Origin of the sequence: Rhodococcus sp. WB1, assembly GCF_001700945.1 — a bacterium.
In the GTDB taxonomy this organism is placed as follows: domain Bacteria; phylum Actinomycetota; class Actinomycetes; order Mycobacteriales; family Mycobacteriaceae; genus Rhodococcus; species Rhodococcus aetherivorans.
Window position 1 is genome coordinate 4,329,356 of record NZ_CP015529.1, and the last position, 16,120, is coordinate 4,345,475.

Genomic DNA, 16,120 nt, shown 5'->3' on the forward strand with positions numbered 1-16,120 from the left:
CACCCGACGCCGCACAGTCGATCTGTGCCGCCTCGGCGGCTTCTGCTGTACCTGCTGCTGATCACCCCGGCCGAGACGCCCGACCGTCTCCGCGGCATCCGCTGCCGTCACCGGTGTGATCCCCGCGGTTGCCACCGCGACGGTTCGCCCCCATGCGTCCCCTCCCAGCAGGAGCACCCCTCATGTCCACCACCGCCCCCGCCGCCCGCCAGGGTCAGCAGGTAGACGTCCGCGGCCCCCGGTTCGCGGCGTGGATCACCACCGCCGTCCTCGTCGTCGTCCTGGCCGTCGCGACGGTCTCGACGACGGTGGCCGGCGTGCTGCTCGCCGTCCAGACCGCGGTGTTCGCGGCCGGTGCGGCCCTCGGCCCGCGCCGCAGCCCCTACGGCCTGCTCTTCGCGCGGCTCGTCGCGCCCCGGCTGGGCGCGCCCACCGAGAAGGAACCGGTCGCCCCGCTGCGGTTCGCGCAGCTCGTCGGGTTCGTGTTCGCCGCCGTGGGCACCTTCGGATTCCTCCTCGGCGCCGACCTCGCCGGTCTCGTCGCCACCGGGTTCGCGCTGTTCGCCGCGCTGCTCAACGCCGCGTTCGGGGTGTGCCTCGGTTGCGCGATCTACCCGCTCGTGGCCAGGTTCCGGGCCGTCGCCGCCTGACCACCGTTCCCTCCGCACCGTTCCACTCGACCGAGAGTGTCAACACCGAAAGGAAACTCCATGGCTCGCTCCGACGTCCTGGTCTCAGCAGACTGGGCAGAGCAGAACCTTCACGCACCGAAGACCGTGTTCATCGAGGTCGACGAGGACACCGCAGCCTACGACGGCGGGCACATCGAGGGCGCGATCAAGCTCGACTGGCGTAAGGACCTGCAGGACGGCGTCCGTCGCGACTTCCTGAACCGGGAGCAGTTCTCCGCCCTGCTGTCCGCGAAGGGCGTCGCCGACGACGACACCGTCGTGCTCTACGGCGGCAACAACAACTGGTTCGCCGCCTACGCGTACTGGTACTTCAAGTTCTACGGGCACCGGGACGTCAAGCTCATCGACGGTGGCCGCAAGAAGTGGGAGCTCGACGGACGCCCGCTGTCCAAGGACGAGGTCACCCGCCCGGCCACCGAGTACAAGGCGCAGGAGCCGGACTACTCGATCCGCGCCTTCCGCGACGAGGTGATCGACGCGATCGGCACCAAGAACATCATCGACGTCCGCTCCCCCGACGAGTTCTCCGGCCGGATCCTCGCCCCGGCCCACCTGCCGCAGGAGCAGGCCCAGCAGCGCGGCCACGTCCCGGGTGCGATCAACATCCCGTGGAGCACCACCGCCAACGAGGACGGCACCTTCAAGTCGGACGACGACCTCGAGGCCCTCTACCGGGCGAAGGGCTTCGACGACAGCCGCGAGACCATCGCCTACTGCCGGATCGGTGAGCGCTCGAGCCACACCTGGTTCGTGCTGCAGGAGATCCTCGGCAAGAAGAACGTCAAGAACTACGACGGCAGCTGGGTCGAATACGGCTCGCTCGTCGGAGCCCCGATCGAGTTGGAGGTTCGCTGACCATGTGTGGTGCACCCGTTCAGTCCCAGACCCTGCCCGCGGGCGTGGACGTCGAGAAGGAGACGGTCCTGACCGGCCGTGTCGTCGACGCCGACGGCCAGCCGGTCGGCGGTGCCTTCGTGCGCCTGCTCGACGGCACCGGTGAGTTCACCGCCGAGGTCGTCGCCTCCGGCACCGGTGACTTCCGCTTCTTCGCCGCACCCGGCGACTGGAAGGTCCGCGCGTTGTCCGGCCGCGGCAACGGTGACGTCGCCGTGAGCCCGGCCGCCCCCGGCGTCCACCACGTCGAGGTCACGGTCGCGAAGTAGCAGACCGTTCGGCGGGCCCGTTCCTCCGGGAACGGGCCCGCCGTCGTCCGTGGTCAGTTCTGCGGCTGCCGGTCCGTCCGTTCGGCGTCGGCGAGCGCGACGATCCAGTCGACGATCCGCTCACTGTCCGAGTACCAGGGATCGTGCGGGTTCGTGTTCCAGTAGCCGATGTGCTGGATGAAGCCCAGCAGGAGGTACGGCTCGAGGAACAGGTCGACGATGCCGCTGTTGTCGTCGGCGAAGCCGGCTCCCTCGGCGCGCAGCTTCTCCACCACGACCGGCCGGCCCGGTCCCAAGGCCCAGTCGAGAATCTCCCGCATCCGTTCGGGGCTCACGTCGACGCTCGGGTCCACCGGGTACGTCGTGTCGACGACCTTGCGCAGCACGTCGAGGAGGGATTCGTCGGACTCCCACCAGTCGTCGCGGGTGACGATGTGGGCGGCCGCGCGGGCCGCCGTCACCGCCAGCGCACCGCCCAGGTCGCCGACGGTCTGCAACGGGTTCAGCAGCGTGAACCGCATCTGTCCGAGCACGCCGAGGACCAGTTCGAGCACCGCGATGTCCTCGGGTGCGTCGCACGCGACGTCGTAACGCCGGCACGAGTACACGACCCGGTCGGCCAGCGCCCCGTAGTCGGCGGGTTCCGAGGACATGAACCCGCCACCGGGCGGACCGGGCTCGCCCATCGAGTCGACCCCCGCCGGCCGGTACGGGTCACCGACGAGGACGACCCCGGCGATGTCGTCCGGCGCGACGTGGGCGTCGGCGGGCCGGTGCCCGAGTTCGCGGCTCACCCGTTCGATCACCTCGGCGCCGACGCTGTAGCCGACGAGCGCGAACCGGGTGCGCTCCCCGCAGGCGCTCTTGCGTTCGTCGAGGATGCGGTTGGTCGACGCGACGCCCGCCGCCACCGAGTCCTGATAGGTCGGCACGTCCTCGAACAGGCCCAGGCCGTAGGTGGCCGGGTACGGCACGTACATCCAGCCGATCGAGCCCGGACGGTCCGCGGTGGCCTCGCCGGCCGGGACCGTCACGTTGCCCACCCAGTTCGACCACAGCTGCCGCGACTCCTCGACCACGGGATCGCGGCCGGCCTCGGAGTCGGTGGCGCCGGAGACCGCGACGATCAGCAGGTCGGGGCACTCCAGGGCGTAGTTGTCGGGGTGGACGGCGGGCCCGGACGAACCGCTGCTCGACCCCGTCCCGGGGGCGGCGACCGCGACGGGCACGGTCAGGGACAGGGTCGCGAGCGCCGCAACAACCGGCAGCAGCAGACGGATGGGGCGCACACGACCTCCGAGTCGGACTTTCCGGACGAAAGGGCCCACACGGCCCACTGCACGGTACTATCCCGCGCGCCGCACTGCGCGCCCGGTGAGGACGTCGGTTTTCGCGCTCTCCGGGCGCCGTCTAGGATATGGCCGTGGTCATCTTCTTCGAAGCTCTCCTTGTCCTGGCGGCCGTGCTCATCACGTGGTTCGCGGTGTACGTCCTCTACCGTCTGGTGACCGATCAGCCGTGAGTGCCGAGTCCGGTGAGGAACGGGAGGTCGTCCGCGGGAGCGGCGACAAGGCGGTCGCGGACGCCCTCGAACGGGCCAAGGCGACTGCCGACAAGAACGTCCCGATCCTGAGCGGCCTGCCCGTCCCCGACGACACCGCAAACCTGCGCCTCGGCCCGGACATGCATCCGGAGCTGTTGGCGCTGCTGCCCATGGTGGGCGTGTGGCGCGGCGAGGGCGAGGGCAACGATCCCCGCACCGGCGACTACCGCTTCGGCCAGCAGATCGTGGTCACCCACGACGGCGGCAACTACCTCGTGTGGGAGGCCCGTTCGTGGCGCCTCGACGAGGAGGGCGGTTACCGCGGCCCGGACCGGCGGGAGAGCGGATTCTGGCGGGTCTCCGGCACCGGCGCGCCCGGCAGCGAGGATCCGGAAACCCTCGAGCTGCTCCTCAATCACAGCTCCGGCGTCGTCGAGCTGTACTACGGCACCGCCCTGACCCAGTCGTCCTGGGAGCTGGCGACCGACGTGGTGATCCGAAGCCAGTCCGGCGAGGTGGTCGGCGGCGCCAAGCGCCTGTACGGCATCGTCGAGGGCGGCGATCTCGCCTACGTCGAGGAACGCGTCACCGCGGACGGGGAACTGCAGCCGCACATGTCCGCGCGGCTGGCACGCTACATCGGCTGACCGCCCGGCACTCCTTCGGAACCGCCCTCCGGGCACGCGGCCCGTTCCGCCGGTCCCCGAGCCGAGGGACGTGGTCGCGCGGCCCGCGCACGGCCTCCGCCCACGGACGCGAACGGCCCCCGAGCGACGGACGCGAACGGCCCCCGAGCGCTACGCCGGGACGGATCGTCTCGGCGATTCCCGGTCGGACGGACCGGGAGGCTCGGGGGCCGGGTGACTGCGTGGTATTCGCCGGCCGCTGCAGCGGTCGACAATCCCGTCGTCGATGACAGCGGCTAGCGCGCAGCCACCTCACGTGTCCGATACTTCAATTCAGACCACCTCCTTTCTCGTGTACGCCCGAAAGTACGCCCCGCTCAGACCGCGGGCAACGAGTTTTTCCCCAGGCGAACGACGAGGTCGGCCGCGGTGTCGCCGGGCAGTTGGTGCGTGACGACGACGACGGTGCGCTCGGGCGCGACGAAGCCGGCGTCCCGGTCCAGCAGCAGCCGCTGCAACTGCGCACCGTCGACGGCGTCGAGATGCTCGGTCGGCTCGTCGAGCAGCAGCACCCGTGCGGGGGACACGAGGGCCCGCGCGAGCAGCAACCGGCGCCGCTGGCCCCCGGAGACAGCCCGCGCACCGCCGGCCAGGGTGCTGTGCAGTCCGTCGGGAAGCCCGGCCACCCACTCCCCCAGCCCGACGTCGCCGAGCACGTCCAGCGCCTCGGCCTCGGTGAGGTCGCCGCGGGCCACCCGCAGGTTCTCCAGCACGGACGTCTCGAACAGGTGGGCGTCCTCGGCGAAGAATCCGGCCTTCTGCCGCAGGGCAGCCGGTTCGAGCTCGGCGAGCGGCACGCCGCCGAGGGTGACCGTCCCGGCGACGGGCTCGAGCAACCCCGCGAGGGTCATCAGTGTGCTGGTCTTGCCGCTGCCGCTGCTCCCGACGAGGGCGACGCGCGCGCCGGGTGGCAGGTCGAGCGTGAGGGGCCCGGCGTCCCGTCCGCCGGGCCAGCCGCTGCGCAGATCGACGGCACGCAGGTGGCACGGTTCCGCGACGGGCCGGGTGCCGTGCGGCACCGGCCGGTCGGCGCGGTCGAGCAGGTCGACGACGCGGCGCGCCGCGATCCGGGCGCGGGTGAGGGTGACGGCCGCGCCGGGCAGCGCCGCGCCGGCTTCGAACGCGGACAGGGGCAGCAACACGAGGATCCCGAGGGACATCGGGCTCATCCCGCCCTCGGCGAAGACCGCGATGCCGACGAGCAGCGACCCCAGGACGCTCGCCCCGACCGCGAGGGGGGTGGCGGCCTCCGCGTACGCGGCGGGGACGGCCGCGCGGTCGGTGGCCCGCACCGCGTCCACGCCCGCGCGGTGCGCCCGGCCGACGGCCTGCGGGAGCAGGCCCGCGACCCGCAGCTCGGCGGCGTGGTCGAGCGCGGTGACCGCGTCGCGGGAGAACCGGACGCGGGCGGCGGCGCTGTCGGCCTCGGCGCGGGCCGCGGCGCGGGCGGACAGCCACGGGGCCGCGACGCCGGTGACGAGCAGCGCGACGGCGAGGACCGCCGCCGCGGCCGGGGAGATCAGGGCGAGCCAGCCGACGGCGGCGAGGGCGAGGACCGCGGCGACGGCGATGGGCACCAGCGCCCGGACCACCACGTCCCCGAGGGCGTCGACGTCGGCGCCGGTGCGGGCGAGCAGGTCCCCGCGGCGCAGGCCGGCGGAGGCGACCGGGTCGCCGTCGGCGAGGCGCCGGTAGAGCCGGGTGCGAGCGGCGGTGGTGCCGCGCAGCGCGGTGTCGTGGCCGGCGAGCCGCTCGAGATAGCGGAACAGGCCGCGGGAGATGCCCAGGGCCCGCACCGCGACGACGGCGACCGTCAGGTCCAGCACCGGCGGCATCTGCCACGCACGGATGATCAGCCAGGCCGACAGGCCCGCCAGCGCCAGGGCGCTGCCCAGGGTGGCGACGCCGGCGGCGACGGCGGCGGCGACCCGGCCGGGGCGCAGTTCGAGCAGCGCCATCGCGCGACGCAGATCGTTCATCACCGCTCCCCCGTGCCGGAGGTCGCGTCGCTGTGGGAGCAGACCCGGACGACGGTGTCGGCGACCGCCAGGATGCTCGGGCGGTGCGCGACGATCACCACGGTGCGTCCGCGACGGGCCAGGTCCCGCACCGTCGCCAGGACCGTGGTTTCCGTCGCGTCGTCGAGGTGGGCGGTCGGCTCGTCCAGCAGCAGCACGGGCCGGTCCGCGGCGAGGGTGCGGACGAGGGCGAGCCGTTGCCGCTGCCCGAGCGACAGCCCGCTGCCGCCGGCGCCGACGACGGTGTTCCAGCCGTCCGGGAGCTCCTCGAGCACCTCGTCGAATCCCGTTGCCGCACAGATGTCGTCGATCCCGGCGGTGGTGAGGTCCACGCCGGTGAGGCGCAGGTTGTCGGCCAGCGTGCCGGGGAGCAGCACGGGCCGCTGGGGCAGCCACGCCACCTGCCCCCACCACGCGTCGTCGGCCACCACGGGACGGCCACCGACCTCGACGCGGCCCTCCACCGGCGCGGCGAGGCCGAGGACGGCGAGCAGCGCCGTCGACTTGCCCGAGCCGTTCGCTCCGGTCAGCACGGTCACGGCGCCCGGCCGGCACACGGCGTCGAGCCGGAACGGGGCGTAGCCGTCGCGGCTCGCGACGCTGAGGCTGGTCAACGTCAGTTCGGCTGCGGTGGCATCGAATTCGGCGCTCTCCGACACCGCGGTGGTCGCGGGGGCACGGTCGAGGATCGTGAAGGCGCGCTCGGCGGCGGCCTTGCCGTCCTCGGCAGCGTGGAACTTCGCGCCCACCGTGCGCAGCGGCAGATACGCCTCGGGGGCGAGGATCAGCGCGACGATGCCCGCCTCGAGGGCCATGTCGCCGTAGACGAGGCGCAGGCCGATGCTCACCGCGATCAGCGCGACGGACAGGGTGGCGAGCCATTCGAGCACGGTGCCGGACAGGAAGGCCACGCGCAGCGCCGACATGGTCGTGCGGCGGTGGTCGTCGCCGAGTTCGCGCACCTTCTGCGCCGGCCCCTGCTCGCGGCCGAGCGCGCGCAGCGTGGGCAGACCGGCGATCAGGTCGAGCAGCTGGGCCGACAGCGTCGTCATGGTGCGCAGCGTGCGGTCGGCCTTGCCCTTGGTCAGCAGCCCGATGAGGATCATGAACGCCGGGATGAGCGGCAGCGTCACGACGACGATGATCGCCGAGGTGAGGTCCTGGAAGGCGATGACCACCACGGTGATCGGGGTGAGCGTGACGGCGAGCAGCAGGGCCGGCACGTACCCGGTGAGGTACTCGGAGAGCCCGCCGAGCCCGCGGGTGAGGACGGTGGCGATCTCGTCGCGGCGTGGTTCGAGTTCGCGCGGCGGCAACCGGGTCGCCGCCGCGAGCACCTCGTGCTCGAGTTCGGCGACGACCCGGCTCGCCGAGCGGTGCGCGAACCGGGACTGCACCCACGTGACGAAGGTCCGGACGGTGACGGCCGCGGCTAGCGTCAGCAGTTCGGTCCGCCATGCGCCGAGGTCGGTGGAGCCGGTGGTGAGCACCCCGGCGAGGACCGCACCGATCGCGAGTGCGGACACGACGATCATCGCGACGTTGATCGAGGCCGTGACGACGGCGAGCGCCAGATAGCCGCGGGCGGTGGCGGAGTAACGCCACAACCGTGGGTCGATCGGCCCGCGACGCCGCGGCGCGTCCGACGCTCCGGGGGCGGAGCCGAACGGACGCACCGGGGCGTCGGCGGGCGCGGTCATTTCGTCCCGAGCGACAGGCCGATGGACTTCGGGATGTGCTTGGTGGAGATGCGCTGGCGGAACACCCAGTACGTCCACCCCTGGTAGATCAGGACCACCGGGGTGACGATCACCGCGGCCCACGTCATGACCTTCAGCGTGTACGGGCTCGACGACGCGTTCTCGATCGTCAGCGACAGGGTGTCGCCGAGCGTGGACGGCATGACGTTCGGGAACAGCGAGCCGAACAACAGGACGACGGTGCCGACGATCGCGACGGTGGTGAACACGAACGCCCAGCCCTCGCGCTCCGCGCGGGTGAGGGCGACGACGGCGAGCAGCGCGGCCGCCGCGGCGCCGACGACGAGCCACGTCCAGGTCTTGCCGTAGGCGAGTTGCGTCCACACCACGAAGGCACCGGCCACGACGACCGCCGGAACGGCGAGCCGGGCGGCGAGTTTCACGGCGTCCTCGCGCACCTCGTCGGCGGACTTCAGGGCGATGAAGACCGCGCCGTGCAGCGCGAACACCAGTGCGGTGGTCGCGCCGCCGAGCAGCGCGTACGGGTTCAGCAGGTCGAAGAAGCCGCCGATGTACTGCTTGTTCTCGTCGATGGCGACGCCGCGGACGATGTTCGCGAACGCCACGCCCCACAGCACGGCCGGCACCCAGGAGCCGAAGACGATGCCCCAGTCGCAGCGCCGCCGCCAGGTGGGGTCGTCGATCTTGCCGCGGTACTCGATCGCCACGACCCGGACGATGAGGCCGAGCAGGATCAGCAGCAGCGGCAGGTAGAACCCGGAGAACAGGGTCGCGTACCACTCGGGGAACGCGGCGAACATCGCGCCGCCCGCGGTGAGCAGCCACACCTCGTTGCCGTCCCACACCGGTCCGATGGTGTTGAGCAACACCCGGCGGCGGGTGTCGGCCGTCTCGGTGCGGCCCCGGCCGAGCACCGGCATCAGCATGCCGACACCGAAGTCGAAACCCTCGAGCACGAAGTACCCGGTGAACAGCACCGCGATCAGGACGAACCAGACCTCTTGAAGTCCCATGACCGATCTCCTAGTACGCGAAGGACAGCTGCTTGGGCCGGCCGGTGTCGTCGGGTTCGTCGTCGTGCTCACCCGGCGGGTGGGCGTCGTGCGGCAACGGGCCCTCGATGGTGTAGCGGCGGATCAGCCAGAACCACACGACGCCGAGCGCGCCGTAGACGACGGTGAAGGCCACCAGCGAGGCGATCACGGCGCCGGACGAGTTGTTCGACACGCCCTGGTCGACGGTGAGCCGGATCATGTCCACGCCCGTCGGGTTGGGGTGCACCACCCACGGCTGGCGTCCCATCTCCGTGAAGATCCAGCCGGCGCTGTTGGCCAGGAACGGCGTGGGGATGGCGAGGATGCTCAACCAGCCGAACCACTTCTGGTCGGGGACGCGGCCGCGGCGGGTGACCCACAGCCCGGCCAGGGCCAGCGCGGCCGAACCGGCGGCCAGGCCGATCATGGCGCGGAACGACCAGTAGGTGACGAACAGGTTGGGCCGGTAGTTGCCGGGGCCGAACTGCTCCTCGTACTGGTCCTGCAGGTCTTCGACGCCCTGCAGGGTGACGCCGGTGAACTCGCCCTGCGCGAGGTACGGCAGCACGAACGGCACCTCGAGGACGTGGATGACACCGTCGCAGTTGTTGTGCGTGCCGATCGTCAGGACCGAGAACTTGGGGTCCGTCTCGGTGTGGCACAACGACTCCGCCGACGCCATCTTCATCGGCTGCTGTTCGAACATGAGCTTCGCCTGGATGTCGCCACTGACGAAGAGCGCGACACCGGAGACGATCATGACCAGCATGCCGAGGCGGGCGGCGGGGCGGAACATCCCGCGGGCCTCACCCTCGAGCCGGTCGGCCTCGACCGGCTCGGCCTGCGCGGCGCGCCGCATGTTGCGCACCATCCACCAGCCGGCGATGCCCGCGACGAAGGTGCCGGCGGTGAGGAACGCCCCGGCGACGGTGTGGGGGAACGCCGCGAGCGCGGTGTTGTTGGTCAGCAGTTCCCAGATGCTCGTCAGCTCCGCACGCCCGGTCTCGGGGTTGTACGTCGCACCGACGGGGTGCTGCATGAACGAGTTGGCCGAGATGATGAAGTACGCGGAGGCGTTCACGCCGATCGCGACCAGCCAGATCGTCGCCAGGTGGAGCAGTTTCGGCAGCCGGCCCCATCCGAAGATCCACAGGCCCAGGAAGGTCGACTCGAGGAAGAACGCCACCAGGCCCTCGAGCGCCAGCGGGGCGCCGAAGACGTCCCCGACGAAGCGGGAGTATTCGCTCCAGTTCATGCCGAACTGGAACTCCTGGACGATGCCGGTGGCCACGCCGAGAGCGAAGTTGATGAGGAAGAGCTTGCCGAAGAACTTCGTCAGGCGGTACCAGTGGTCCTTCTTCGTGACCACCCACATGGTCTGCATGATCGCGATGAGCGGGGCGAGACCGATGGTCAGCGGGACGAGGATGAAGTGATAGACGGTGGTGATGCCGAACTGCCACCGGGACAGGTCCAACACATCCATGGCTACTCCGAGGTGACGCCCAGGGACAGGCTCCGAATCCGGGGCGCGGGCTCGGGGCCTCGGACTCTGTGCACAAGGGACCATCCGCCGCACGCGCCGGAGACCTTGTTACTACTAACAGTAGTAGAAGTGGACAGAAGCGTCGACGGTGTCGACCGACACATGCTTCCGATCGCGCGAGCGGCACGCCCCCGGCCGGGCCGCGGCGGCGCTCACTCGACCGCGGCGTCCACCAACGCCTCTACCTCACCGACCAGGGCACGGCGGGACAGGGCGTGCCCGTCGAGGGTGTGCACCCGCGCCGCCAGAGCAACGCTCGAGACGAGCCAAACACCTTCCGCCACAACAAGATCTGCAGGACGGACCGGCTCGTACCGCACCACGAAATTGTGGTCGCCCGCGACGTCGAACAGCGCCTGCTGCGTGGTGCCGGGCAGGATCCCCTGCTCCGGCGGCGGAGTGATGAGCGTGCGGCCGCGCGCAATGAGGACCGACGAACGTGGCCCCTCCAACACGTACCCCTCGCTGCTGATGTAGATCACATCGTCGGCGCCGAGCGACTCGGCGTGCCGCAGCGCCGCCATGTTCGTCGCGTAGGACAGGGTCTTGGCCCCGAGCAGCTGCCACGGCGCCTTCGACGCGAGATCCACCGAGTAGCCGCGCTCGAGCGTCACCACGGACACCCCGTCCTTGCGGGCCTTGTACACCCGTTCGGCCACCGGCGTCAGCAACAGGAACGCGGTCGGTTCACTCCCGCCCTCCCGGCCGCGGGTGTACACCAGGCGCAACGCCCCCTCCCGCTCCGCGTCCCACTGCTCGATCGCGACCTCGATCGCCAGCCGCCAGTCGTCGCGCTCGGGGGCCGGCAGTCCCGCCGCCGCGGCGGACGACACGAGCCGGCTCAGGTGCTGTTCGACGGTGCGTGCCCGCCCGCCACGCACGAGGAGCGTCTCGAACACCCCGTCGCCGCGCAGCACCCCGATGTCGTCCGCGTGCAGCAGCGGCACATCCGCGTCCCGAACCTCGCCGTCCAGCGTCACCAGCACCCGCTCAGCCATGCGCACACCCTATCCATTCCTCCCGGTACAGACCCGCGCTCCTAGACTGGTGTCGTGGCCGACACTCCCTCCGTGACCGACAGCCCACTCCTTGCCCGCCCCGGCGCCGTCCCTGCGCCGGCCGGCACCCCCGACGCGGGACTGCCGTGGCACTACGGCGACCCGTTCGGTGAACAGCGCGCCGCCCTCACCGGCGTGGCCGTCGTCGACCGCTCGACCCGGTTCGTCGTCGCCGTTCCCGGCGAGGAGCGCCTGAGCTGGCTGCACACCATCTCGAGCCAGCACGTCGCGCAGCTGCGCGACGGCACCTCGGCGGAGAACCTCAGCCTCGATGCGCAGGGCCGCGTCGAGCACCACTTCGTGCAGACCGATCTCGACGGCGTCACCTGGATCGACACCGAGCCGCAGCGTGGACCGGACCTGCTCGCGTTCCTCACCAAGATGGTGTTCTGGTCCAAGGCCGAGCCGCGGGACGGCAACGAACTGGCCGTGCTCACCCTGCTCGGTCCGCACGCCGGCGATGCCGCCGTCCTGGCCGCGCTGGGCATCGACGCCCTGCCCGCCGACGTCTACGCCGCGGCCGCGCTGCCCGGGGGCGGGCTCGTCCGGCGCATGCCCTGGCCCACCGACGACGCCTGGGACCTTCTCGTACCCCGGGAACGGCTCGCCGACGTGTTCACCGCCCTCGTCGACGCCGGTGCCCGCCCGGCGGGCACCTGGGCGTTCGAGGCGCTGCGGGTCGTCTCGCTGCGCCCGCGCATCGGCCTCGACACCGACGAGCGCACCATCCCGCACGAGGCCCGCTGGATCGGCGGCCCGGCCGAGCGCGGCGCCGTCCATCTCGACAAGGGCTGCTACCGGGGGCAGGAGACCGTCGCGCGGGTGCACAACCTCGGCAAGCCGCCCCGGCACCTCGTCCTGCTGCACCTCGACGGTTCCGCCGAGGGCCGGCCCGAACCCGGCGACCCGGTGACCGCCGACGGTCGCGCCGTCGGCCGGGTGGGCACCGTCGTCGACCACTTCGAGCTCGGTCCCGTCGCGCTGGCCCTCGTCAAGCGGAACGTTCCCGTCGGTACGGCGCTCGTCGCCGGACCCTGCGCCGCGGCGATCGATCCGGACTCGGTGCCCGACGACGCCGCCGTGCAGGCCGGCCGGCTCGCCGTGGAACGGCTCCGCGGGCGGTGAGCCACCCGTACGTCCCGACCGGCCGGGTCGAGGCGGTCTGCGTGGTGCACGCCGTCCGCCACAGCGGCACCCGCCGCGTTCCGTACACCGCCATCGACAAGCGGCCCGTGCCCGGGCCCGTGCCGGTCCGGCAGCTCGGCCTGCACGGCGACCGGCAGTGCGACACCGCCCACCACGGCGGCCGCCACAAGGCCGTCTACGCGTACGCCGAGGACGAGGTGCGCCGCTGGGCCGACGAGCTCGGCCGCGAACTGCCCGCGGGTTGGTTCGGCGAGAACCTGCGCGTGAGCGGGATCGCCACGTCGGATGCCGTGATCGGCGAGCGCTGGCGGATCGGCTCCGCCGGCCTGCTCCTCGAGGTCACCGGACCGCGCACCCCGTGCGGCACGTTCGGGGTGTGGGCGCAGGAACCGGGCTGGGTGAAGCGGTTCGCGGCCCGCGGCGACACCGGCGCGTACCTGAAGGTGATCGTCGAGGGCCCGGTCGAGGCGGGCGACGGGATCACCGTCGTGCACGTGCCCGAGCACGGGGTGACCGTGCGGGAGCTGTTCACCGGCCGGGACCCGGCGCGGATCGCGGTGATGCTCGAACGGCAGGCCGACTTGTCCCCTAGTGTCGCCGACAAGGCTCGCAGACGAGTCGCCGGACGAGAGGTGCAGGTGGAGTATTGAGCGTCGAACTCGTGGAAGTGGTGCGGTCCGGATTCCGCGAATGCGTGCACCGCGGCTCGCTCGTCGTGGTCGGGCCGGACGGTGAGGTGCGGATCGCCCTCGGAGAGATCCACACGCCCGTCTACCCGCGTTCGTCGAACAAGCCGCTGCAGGCGGTGGCCCTGCTGCGCCACGGATTCGTGCCCAGCTCGACGGAGGAACTGGCCATCGCGACGGCCTCCCACGAGGGCGAGGAGGATCACGTCCGGCTCGTGCACGCGCTGCTCGCCGGGCACGGGTTCACCGAGGACGACCTGCAGTGCCCGCCGGACCTGCCGGGCAACGAACCGGCCCGCGCGACGATCGTCGCGGCCGGCCGCCCACGGCGGACGGTGTACATGAACTGCTCCGGCAAGCACGCGGCGATGCTCGCGACGTGCGCCGCGAACGGCTGGCCCGTCCGCGCCGAGCAGGACGAGCCGGGCTACCTCGACTCCGCCCATCCGCTGCAGCAGGCCGTGCTCGAGACGATCCTCGAGCTCGCCGGGGACGTGGAGGACACCGATCTCGGAATCGACGGGTGCGGACTGCCGATCGTGCCGCTACCGCTGTTCAACCTCGCCCGCGCCTATTCGCGGCTGGCGACGGCCGCGCCCGGGACGCCGGAACGGGCCGTCGCCGACGCGATCCGGCGTCATCCGCGCCTCGTCTCGGGCAGCGGCAAGGACGACGCCCGGCTGATGCCCGCGGTGCCGGGGCTGCTGTGCAAGGCCGGCGCGGACGGCGTGCACGCGGGCGCCCTGCCGGACGGCACCGCGTTCGCCCTCAAGATCGACGACGGCCACGAGCGGGCCCGGCTCCCCCTCACGGCCGCCCTGCTGCACCACCTCGGCGTGACATGGTCCGAGGACCACGCGGAGCTCGCCTCGCAGCCGGTGCTCGGCGGCGGCATCCGGGTCGGCACGGTGCGGGCGATCCCCGGGGTGCTCTGAGCGCCACCGGCACCGCATTTGCCCAGGTCGCCTGTGGGTGAGACCAATCGGACACTGCCGCAACCAGGTGTGTGGAGGCGGAACCGACTTTTGCACGCTAGAGTGGTGGCCAGGAAAATACTCAATTAACCGGGGCCGCCAAATTCCCCAGGCCGCCCCGTCAAGGCGCGAGGGGGTTAGCCATGGGCCGCGGCCGGGCTAAGGCAAAGCAGACCAAGGTTGCACGGGAGCTCAAGTACAGCTCACCGGCCACCGACTTCGAGAGCCTCCAGCGGGAATTGTCTGGCGGTACACCCAACTCGCACCGGGACGAGGTCTTCGCGGACCAGCGTTCCGGCCCGGACGGTCGTTCCGCCTGGGACGACGACTACGACGACGACTGGCGTCGCTGACCCGAGCCTCACGCACGGGAGGGGGGAGTCGGACCACCGACTCCCCCCTCCCGCTGGGCACCCCTCCCCTCCGCCCGGATCCCGCACAGCTCTGCGGACCCGGTCGGGCGGTGAGGCGATCCCGAAAACTTCTTCATCACCACGACGCGCAGCGCCCGGGCCGTCCTGAACGGCCCGGGCGCTGCGTGTTTCGGGTATGGAGAGGTTCCGGGGTGGGGCGTTCCCGGATGCCGGACTCGGGCCGGCGCCGGGTCAGAACCGCGGGTGGTCGCCCACCAGCACGGCCCGCACGTCGTCCTGGTCCTGCGACTTGCGCACGGTGCCCAGGGTCCAGCAGTCGATGTGCCGCGCGGTGAGCACCGCGAGGGCCCGGTCGACGTCCTCGGGCGCGACGATCGCGACCATGCCGACGCCCATGTTGAAGGTCTTCTCCATCTCGGCCCGCTCGACGCGGCCGCGCTGGGCGATGAGCCCGAACACCGGAGCCGGGCTCCACGTGGTGCGGTCGAGTTCGGCGACGAGTCCCTTCGGCATCACGCGGGCCAGGTTCCCCGCGAGTCCCCCGCCGGTGACGTGGCAGAAGGTACGGACCTCGGTCTCGGCGGCCAGCGCGAGGCAGTCCTTCGCGTAGATCCGGGTCGGCTCGAGCAGTTCCTCGCCGAGGGTGCGGCTGAACTCGTCGACGTGTGCCGTCAGGCTCATCTTGCCGATGTCGAGAAGGACCTTGCGCGCCAGCGAGTATCCGTTGGAGTGCAGGCCCGACGAGCCCATGGCGATGACCACGTCGCCCGGGCGCACCCGGTCGGGTCCGAGCAGCCTGTCGGCCTCGACGACGCCGACACCGGTGGCGGACAGGTCGTAGTCCCCGTCGGCCATCACGCCGGGGTGCTCGGCGGTCTCGCCGCCGAGCAGCGCGCAACCGGCCTGGACGCAGCCGGCCGCGATGCCGCCGACGATCTCGGCCACCCGCTCGGGCACCACGCGACCGACCGCGATGTAGTCCTGCAGGAAGAGCGGTTCGGCGCCGCAGACCACGAGGTCGTCGACGACCATCGCGACGAGGTCGAGACCGACCGTGTCGTGCTTGTCGAGGGCCTGCGCGACGGCGAGCTTGGTGCCGACGCCGTCGGTGGACGCCGCGAGCAGCGGTTCCTTGTAGTCACCCTTGAGCGCGAACAGACCCGCGAATCCGCCGAGGCCGCCGAGCACCTCCGGGCGGGTCGCCTTCTTCGCGTGCGGTGCGAACAGTTCGACGGCTCGATCGCCGGCCTCGATGTCCACGCCCGCCGCTGCGTAGGAAGCTCCGGGGGTTGTGTCCTCGGTCATGGGTTGTCGGCTCCAGCCTCGAGTTGTGGTGAACAGGTGTGTCGGCATCGCTGCCGGGCGCGCGCACGCACGCCGAAGCCCGCCGATCGCGCACCTCAAGGTACCTGACCGGGTCGGACCGCCGACGCGCGACGACGCGAAACCGTGGCCGCCGCCATCGCGGCGGCGGGTGGG

At 71.8% G+C, this 16,120-nt stretch carries 15 protein-coding genes; 8 read left to right on the top strand and 7 right to left on the bottom strand.

What is annotated here, in order from left to right; genetic code table 11:
* Positions 1-182: 182 nt before the first annotated feature.
* From A4U64_RS19285 to A4U64_RS19295, 3 genes are read left to right on the top strand one after another with little or no spacing between them, the layout of a single operon-like run.
* Entirely contained in the window at positions 183-650 is a 468-nt protein-coding gene (locus A4U64_RS19285; RefSeq protein ID WP_029541494.1) for a DUF4395 domain-containing protein, read from the top strand.
* A 60-nt stretch (positions 651-710) separates the two neighbouring features.
* Positions 711-1,547 carry a sulfurtransferase gene (locus tag A4U64_RS19290; RefSeq protein ID WP_006936411.1) on the top strand — a complete coding sequence of 279 codons (837 nt, stop codon included), beginning with the start codon at positions 711-713 and terminating at the stop codon, positions 1,545-1,547.
* 2 nt (positions 1,548-1,549) lie between these two features.
* Positions 1,550-1,855, top strand: coding sequence for a DUF1416 domain-containing protein (locus tag A4U64_RS19295; RefSeq protein WP_029541490.1), 306 nt, complete (start codon positions 1,550-1,552; stop codon positions 1,853-1,855).
* 53 nt (positions 1,856-1,908) lie between these two features.
* On the opposite strand, the gene A4U64_RS19300 is transcribed toward A4U64_RS19295, so the two are convergent.
* Entirely contained in the window at positions 1,909-3,144 is a 1,236-nt protein-coding gene (locus A4U64_RS19300) for a cutinase family protein (protein ID WP_065922973.1), read from the bottom strand.
* Between the two features lie 229 nt (positions 3,145-3,373).
* Here A4U64_RS19300 and A4U64_RS19305 point away from each other — a divergent pair, with 229 nt between their 5' ends.
* Complete coding sequence (locus tag A4U64_RS19305) at positions 3,374-4,045, top strand: FABP family protein (RefSeq protein WP_029541483.1); 672 nt, start codon at positions 3,374-3,376, stop codon at positions 4,043-4,045.
* Between the two features lie 356 nt (positions 4,046-4,401).
* Here A4U64_RS19305 and cydC read toward each other — a convergent pair whose 3' ends face one another.
* The 5 genes from cydC to A4U64_RS19330 form a co-directional block, all read right to left on the bottom strand.
* Positions 4,402-6,063, bottom strand: coding sequence for a thiol reductant ABC exporter subunit CydC (gene cydC / locus A4U64_RS19310; protein WP_029541479.1), 1,662 nt, complete (start codon positions 6,061-6,063; stop codon positions 4,402-4,404).
* Positions 6,063-7,802 (bottom strand): thiol reductant ABC exporter subunit CydD, encoded by a 1,740-nt coding sequence (gene cydD / locus A4U64_RS19315; RefSeq protein ID WP_065922974.1) that lies wholly within the window; start codon positions 7,800-7,802, stop codon positions 6,063-6,065. Before cydD ends, cydC begins: the two co-directional genes overlap by 1 nt.
* On the bottom strand, positions 7,799-8,836 hold the full coding sequence (cydB, locus tag A4U64_RS19320) for a cytochrome d ubiquinol oxidase subunit II (protein WP_065922975.1): 1,038 nt from the start codon (positions 8,834-8,836) through the stop codon (positions 7,799-7,801). Before cydB ends, cydD begins: the two co-directional genes overlap by 4 nt.
* 10 nt (positions 8,837-8,846) lie before the next feature.
* Positions 8,847-10,343 (bottom strand): cytochrome ubiquinol oxidase subunit I, encoded by a 1,497-nt coding sequence (locus A4U64_RS19325; RefSeq protein WP_006930196.1) that lies wholly within the window; start codon positions 10,341-10,343, stop codon positions 8,847-8,849.
* A 212-nt stretch (positions 10,344-10,555) separates the two neighbouring features.
* Positions 10,556-11,401 carry an aminodeoxychorismate lyase gene (locus A4U64_RS19330; protein WP_029541472.1) on the bottom strand — a complete coding sequence of 282 codons (846 nt, stop codon included), beginning with the start codon at positions 11,399-11,401 and terminating at the stop codon, positions 10,556-10,558.
* A gap of 54 nt (positions 11,402-11,455) precedes the next feature.
* Here A4U64_RS19330 and ygfZ point away from each other — a divergent pair, with 54 nt between their 5' ends.
* From ygfZ to A4U64_RS19350, 4 genes are all read left to right on the top strand, one after another.
* Positions 11,456-12,586 (top strand): CAF17-like 4Fe-4S cluster assembly/insertion protein YgfZ, encoded by a 1,131-nt coding sequence (ygfZ, locus tag A4U64_RS19335; protein ID WP_043801598.1) that lies wholly within the window; start codon positions 11,456-11,458, stop codon positions 12,584-12,586.
* Complete coding sequence (locus A4U64_RS19340; RefSeq protein WP_006930202.1) at positions 12,583-13,257, top strand: MOSC domain-containing protein; 675 nt, start codon at positions 12,583-12,585, stop codon at positions 13,255-13,257. Before ygfZ ends, A4U64_RS19340 begins: the two co-directional genes overlap by 4 nt.
* Entirely contained in the window at positions 13,254-14,228 is a 975-nt protein-coding gene (locus A4U64_RS19345) for an asparaginase (protein WP_043801593.1), read from the top strand. The genes A4U64_RS19340 and A4U64_RS19345 overlap by 4 nt, the downstream gene beginning before the upstream one ends.
* 182 nt (positions 14,229-14,410) lie before the next feature.
* Entirely contained in the window at positions 14,411-14,620 is a 210-nt protein-coding gene (locus A4U64_RS19350; protein WP_006930206.1) for a DUF3073 domain-containing protein, read from the top strand.
* A gap of 252 nt (positions 14,621-14,872) precedes the next feature.
* On the opposite strand, the gene purM is transcribed toward A4U64_RS19350, so the two are convergent.
* Positions 14,873-15,946 carry a phosphoribosylformylglycinamidine cyclo-ligase gene (purM, locus tag A4U64_RS19355; protein WP_006930215.1) on the bottom strand — a complete coding sequence of 358 codons (1,074 nt, stop codon included), beginning with the start codon at positions 15,944-15,946 and terminating at the stop codon, positions 14,873-14,875.
* Positions 15,947-16,120: the final 174 nt, after the last annotated feature.

What these genes read in the sequence shown, in the direction of transcription:
- A4U64_RS19285 (WP_029541494.1), top strand. Translation starts at nt 183, where the DNA reads ATGTCCACCACCGCCCCCGCCGCCCGCCAGGGTCAGCAGGTAGACGTC.
- A4U64_RS19290 (WP_006936411.1), top strand. Translation starts at nt 711, where the DNA reads ATGGCTCGCTCCGACGTCCTGGTCTCAGCAGACTGGGCAGAGCAGAAC.
- A4U64_RS19295 (WP_029541490.1), top strand. Translation starts at nt 1,550, where the DNA reads ATGTGTGGTGCACCCGTTCAGTCCCAGACCCTGCCCGCGGGCGTGGAC.
- cydC (WP_029541479.1), bottom strand. Translation starts at nt 6,063, where the DNA reads ATGAACGATCTGCGTCGCGCGATGGCGCTGCTCGAACTGCGCCCCGGC.
- cydD (WP_065922974.1), bottom strand. Translation starts at nt 7,802, where the DNA reads ATGACCGCGCCCGCCGACGCCCCGGTGCGTCCGTTCGGCTCCGCCCCC.
- cydB (WP_065922975.1), bottom strand. Translation starts at nt 8,836, where the DNA reads ATGGGACTTCAAGAGGTCTGGTTCGTCCTGATCGCGGTGCTGTTCACC.
- A4U64_RS19325 (WP_006930196.1), bottom strand. Translation starts at nt 10,343, where the DNA reads ATGGATGTGTTGGACCTGTCCCGGTGGCAGTTCGGCATCACCACCGTC.
- A4U64_RS19330 (WP_029541472.1), bottom strand. Translation starts at nt 11,401, where the DNA reads ATGGCTGAGCGGGTGCTGGTGACGCTGGACGGCGAGGTTCGGGACGCG.
- A4U64_RS19350 (WP_006930206.1), top strand. Translation starts at nt 14,411, where the DNA reads ATGGGCCGCGGCCGGGCTAAGGCAAAGCAGACCAAGGTTGCACGGGAG.
- purM (WP_006930215.1), bottom strand. Translation starts at nt 15,946, where the DNA reads ATGACCGAGGACACAACCCCCGGAGCTTCCTACGCAGCGGCGGGCGTG.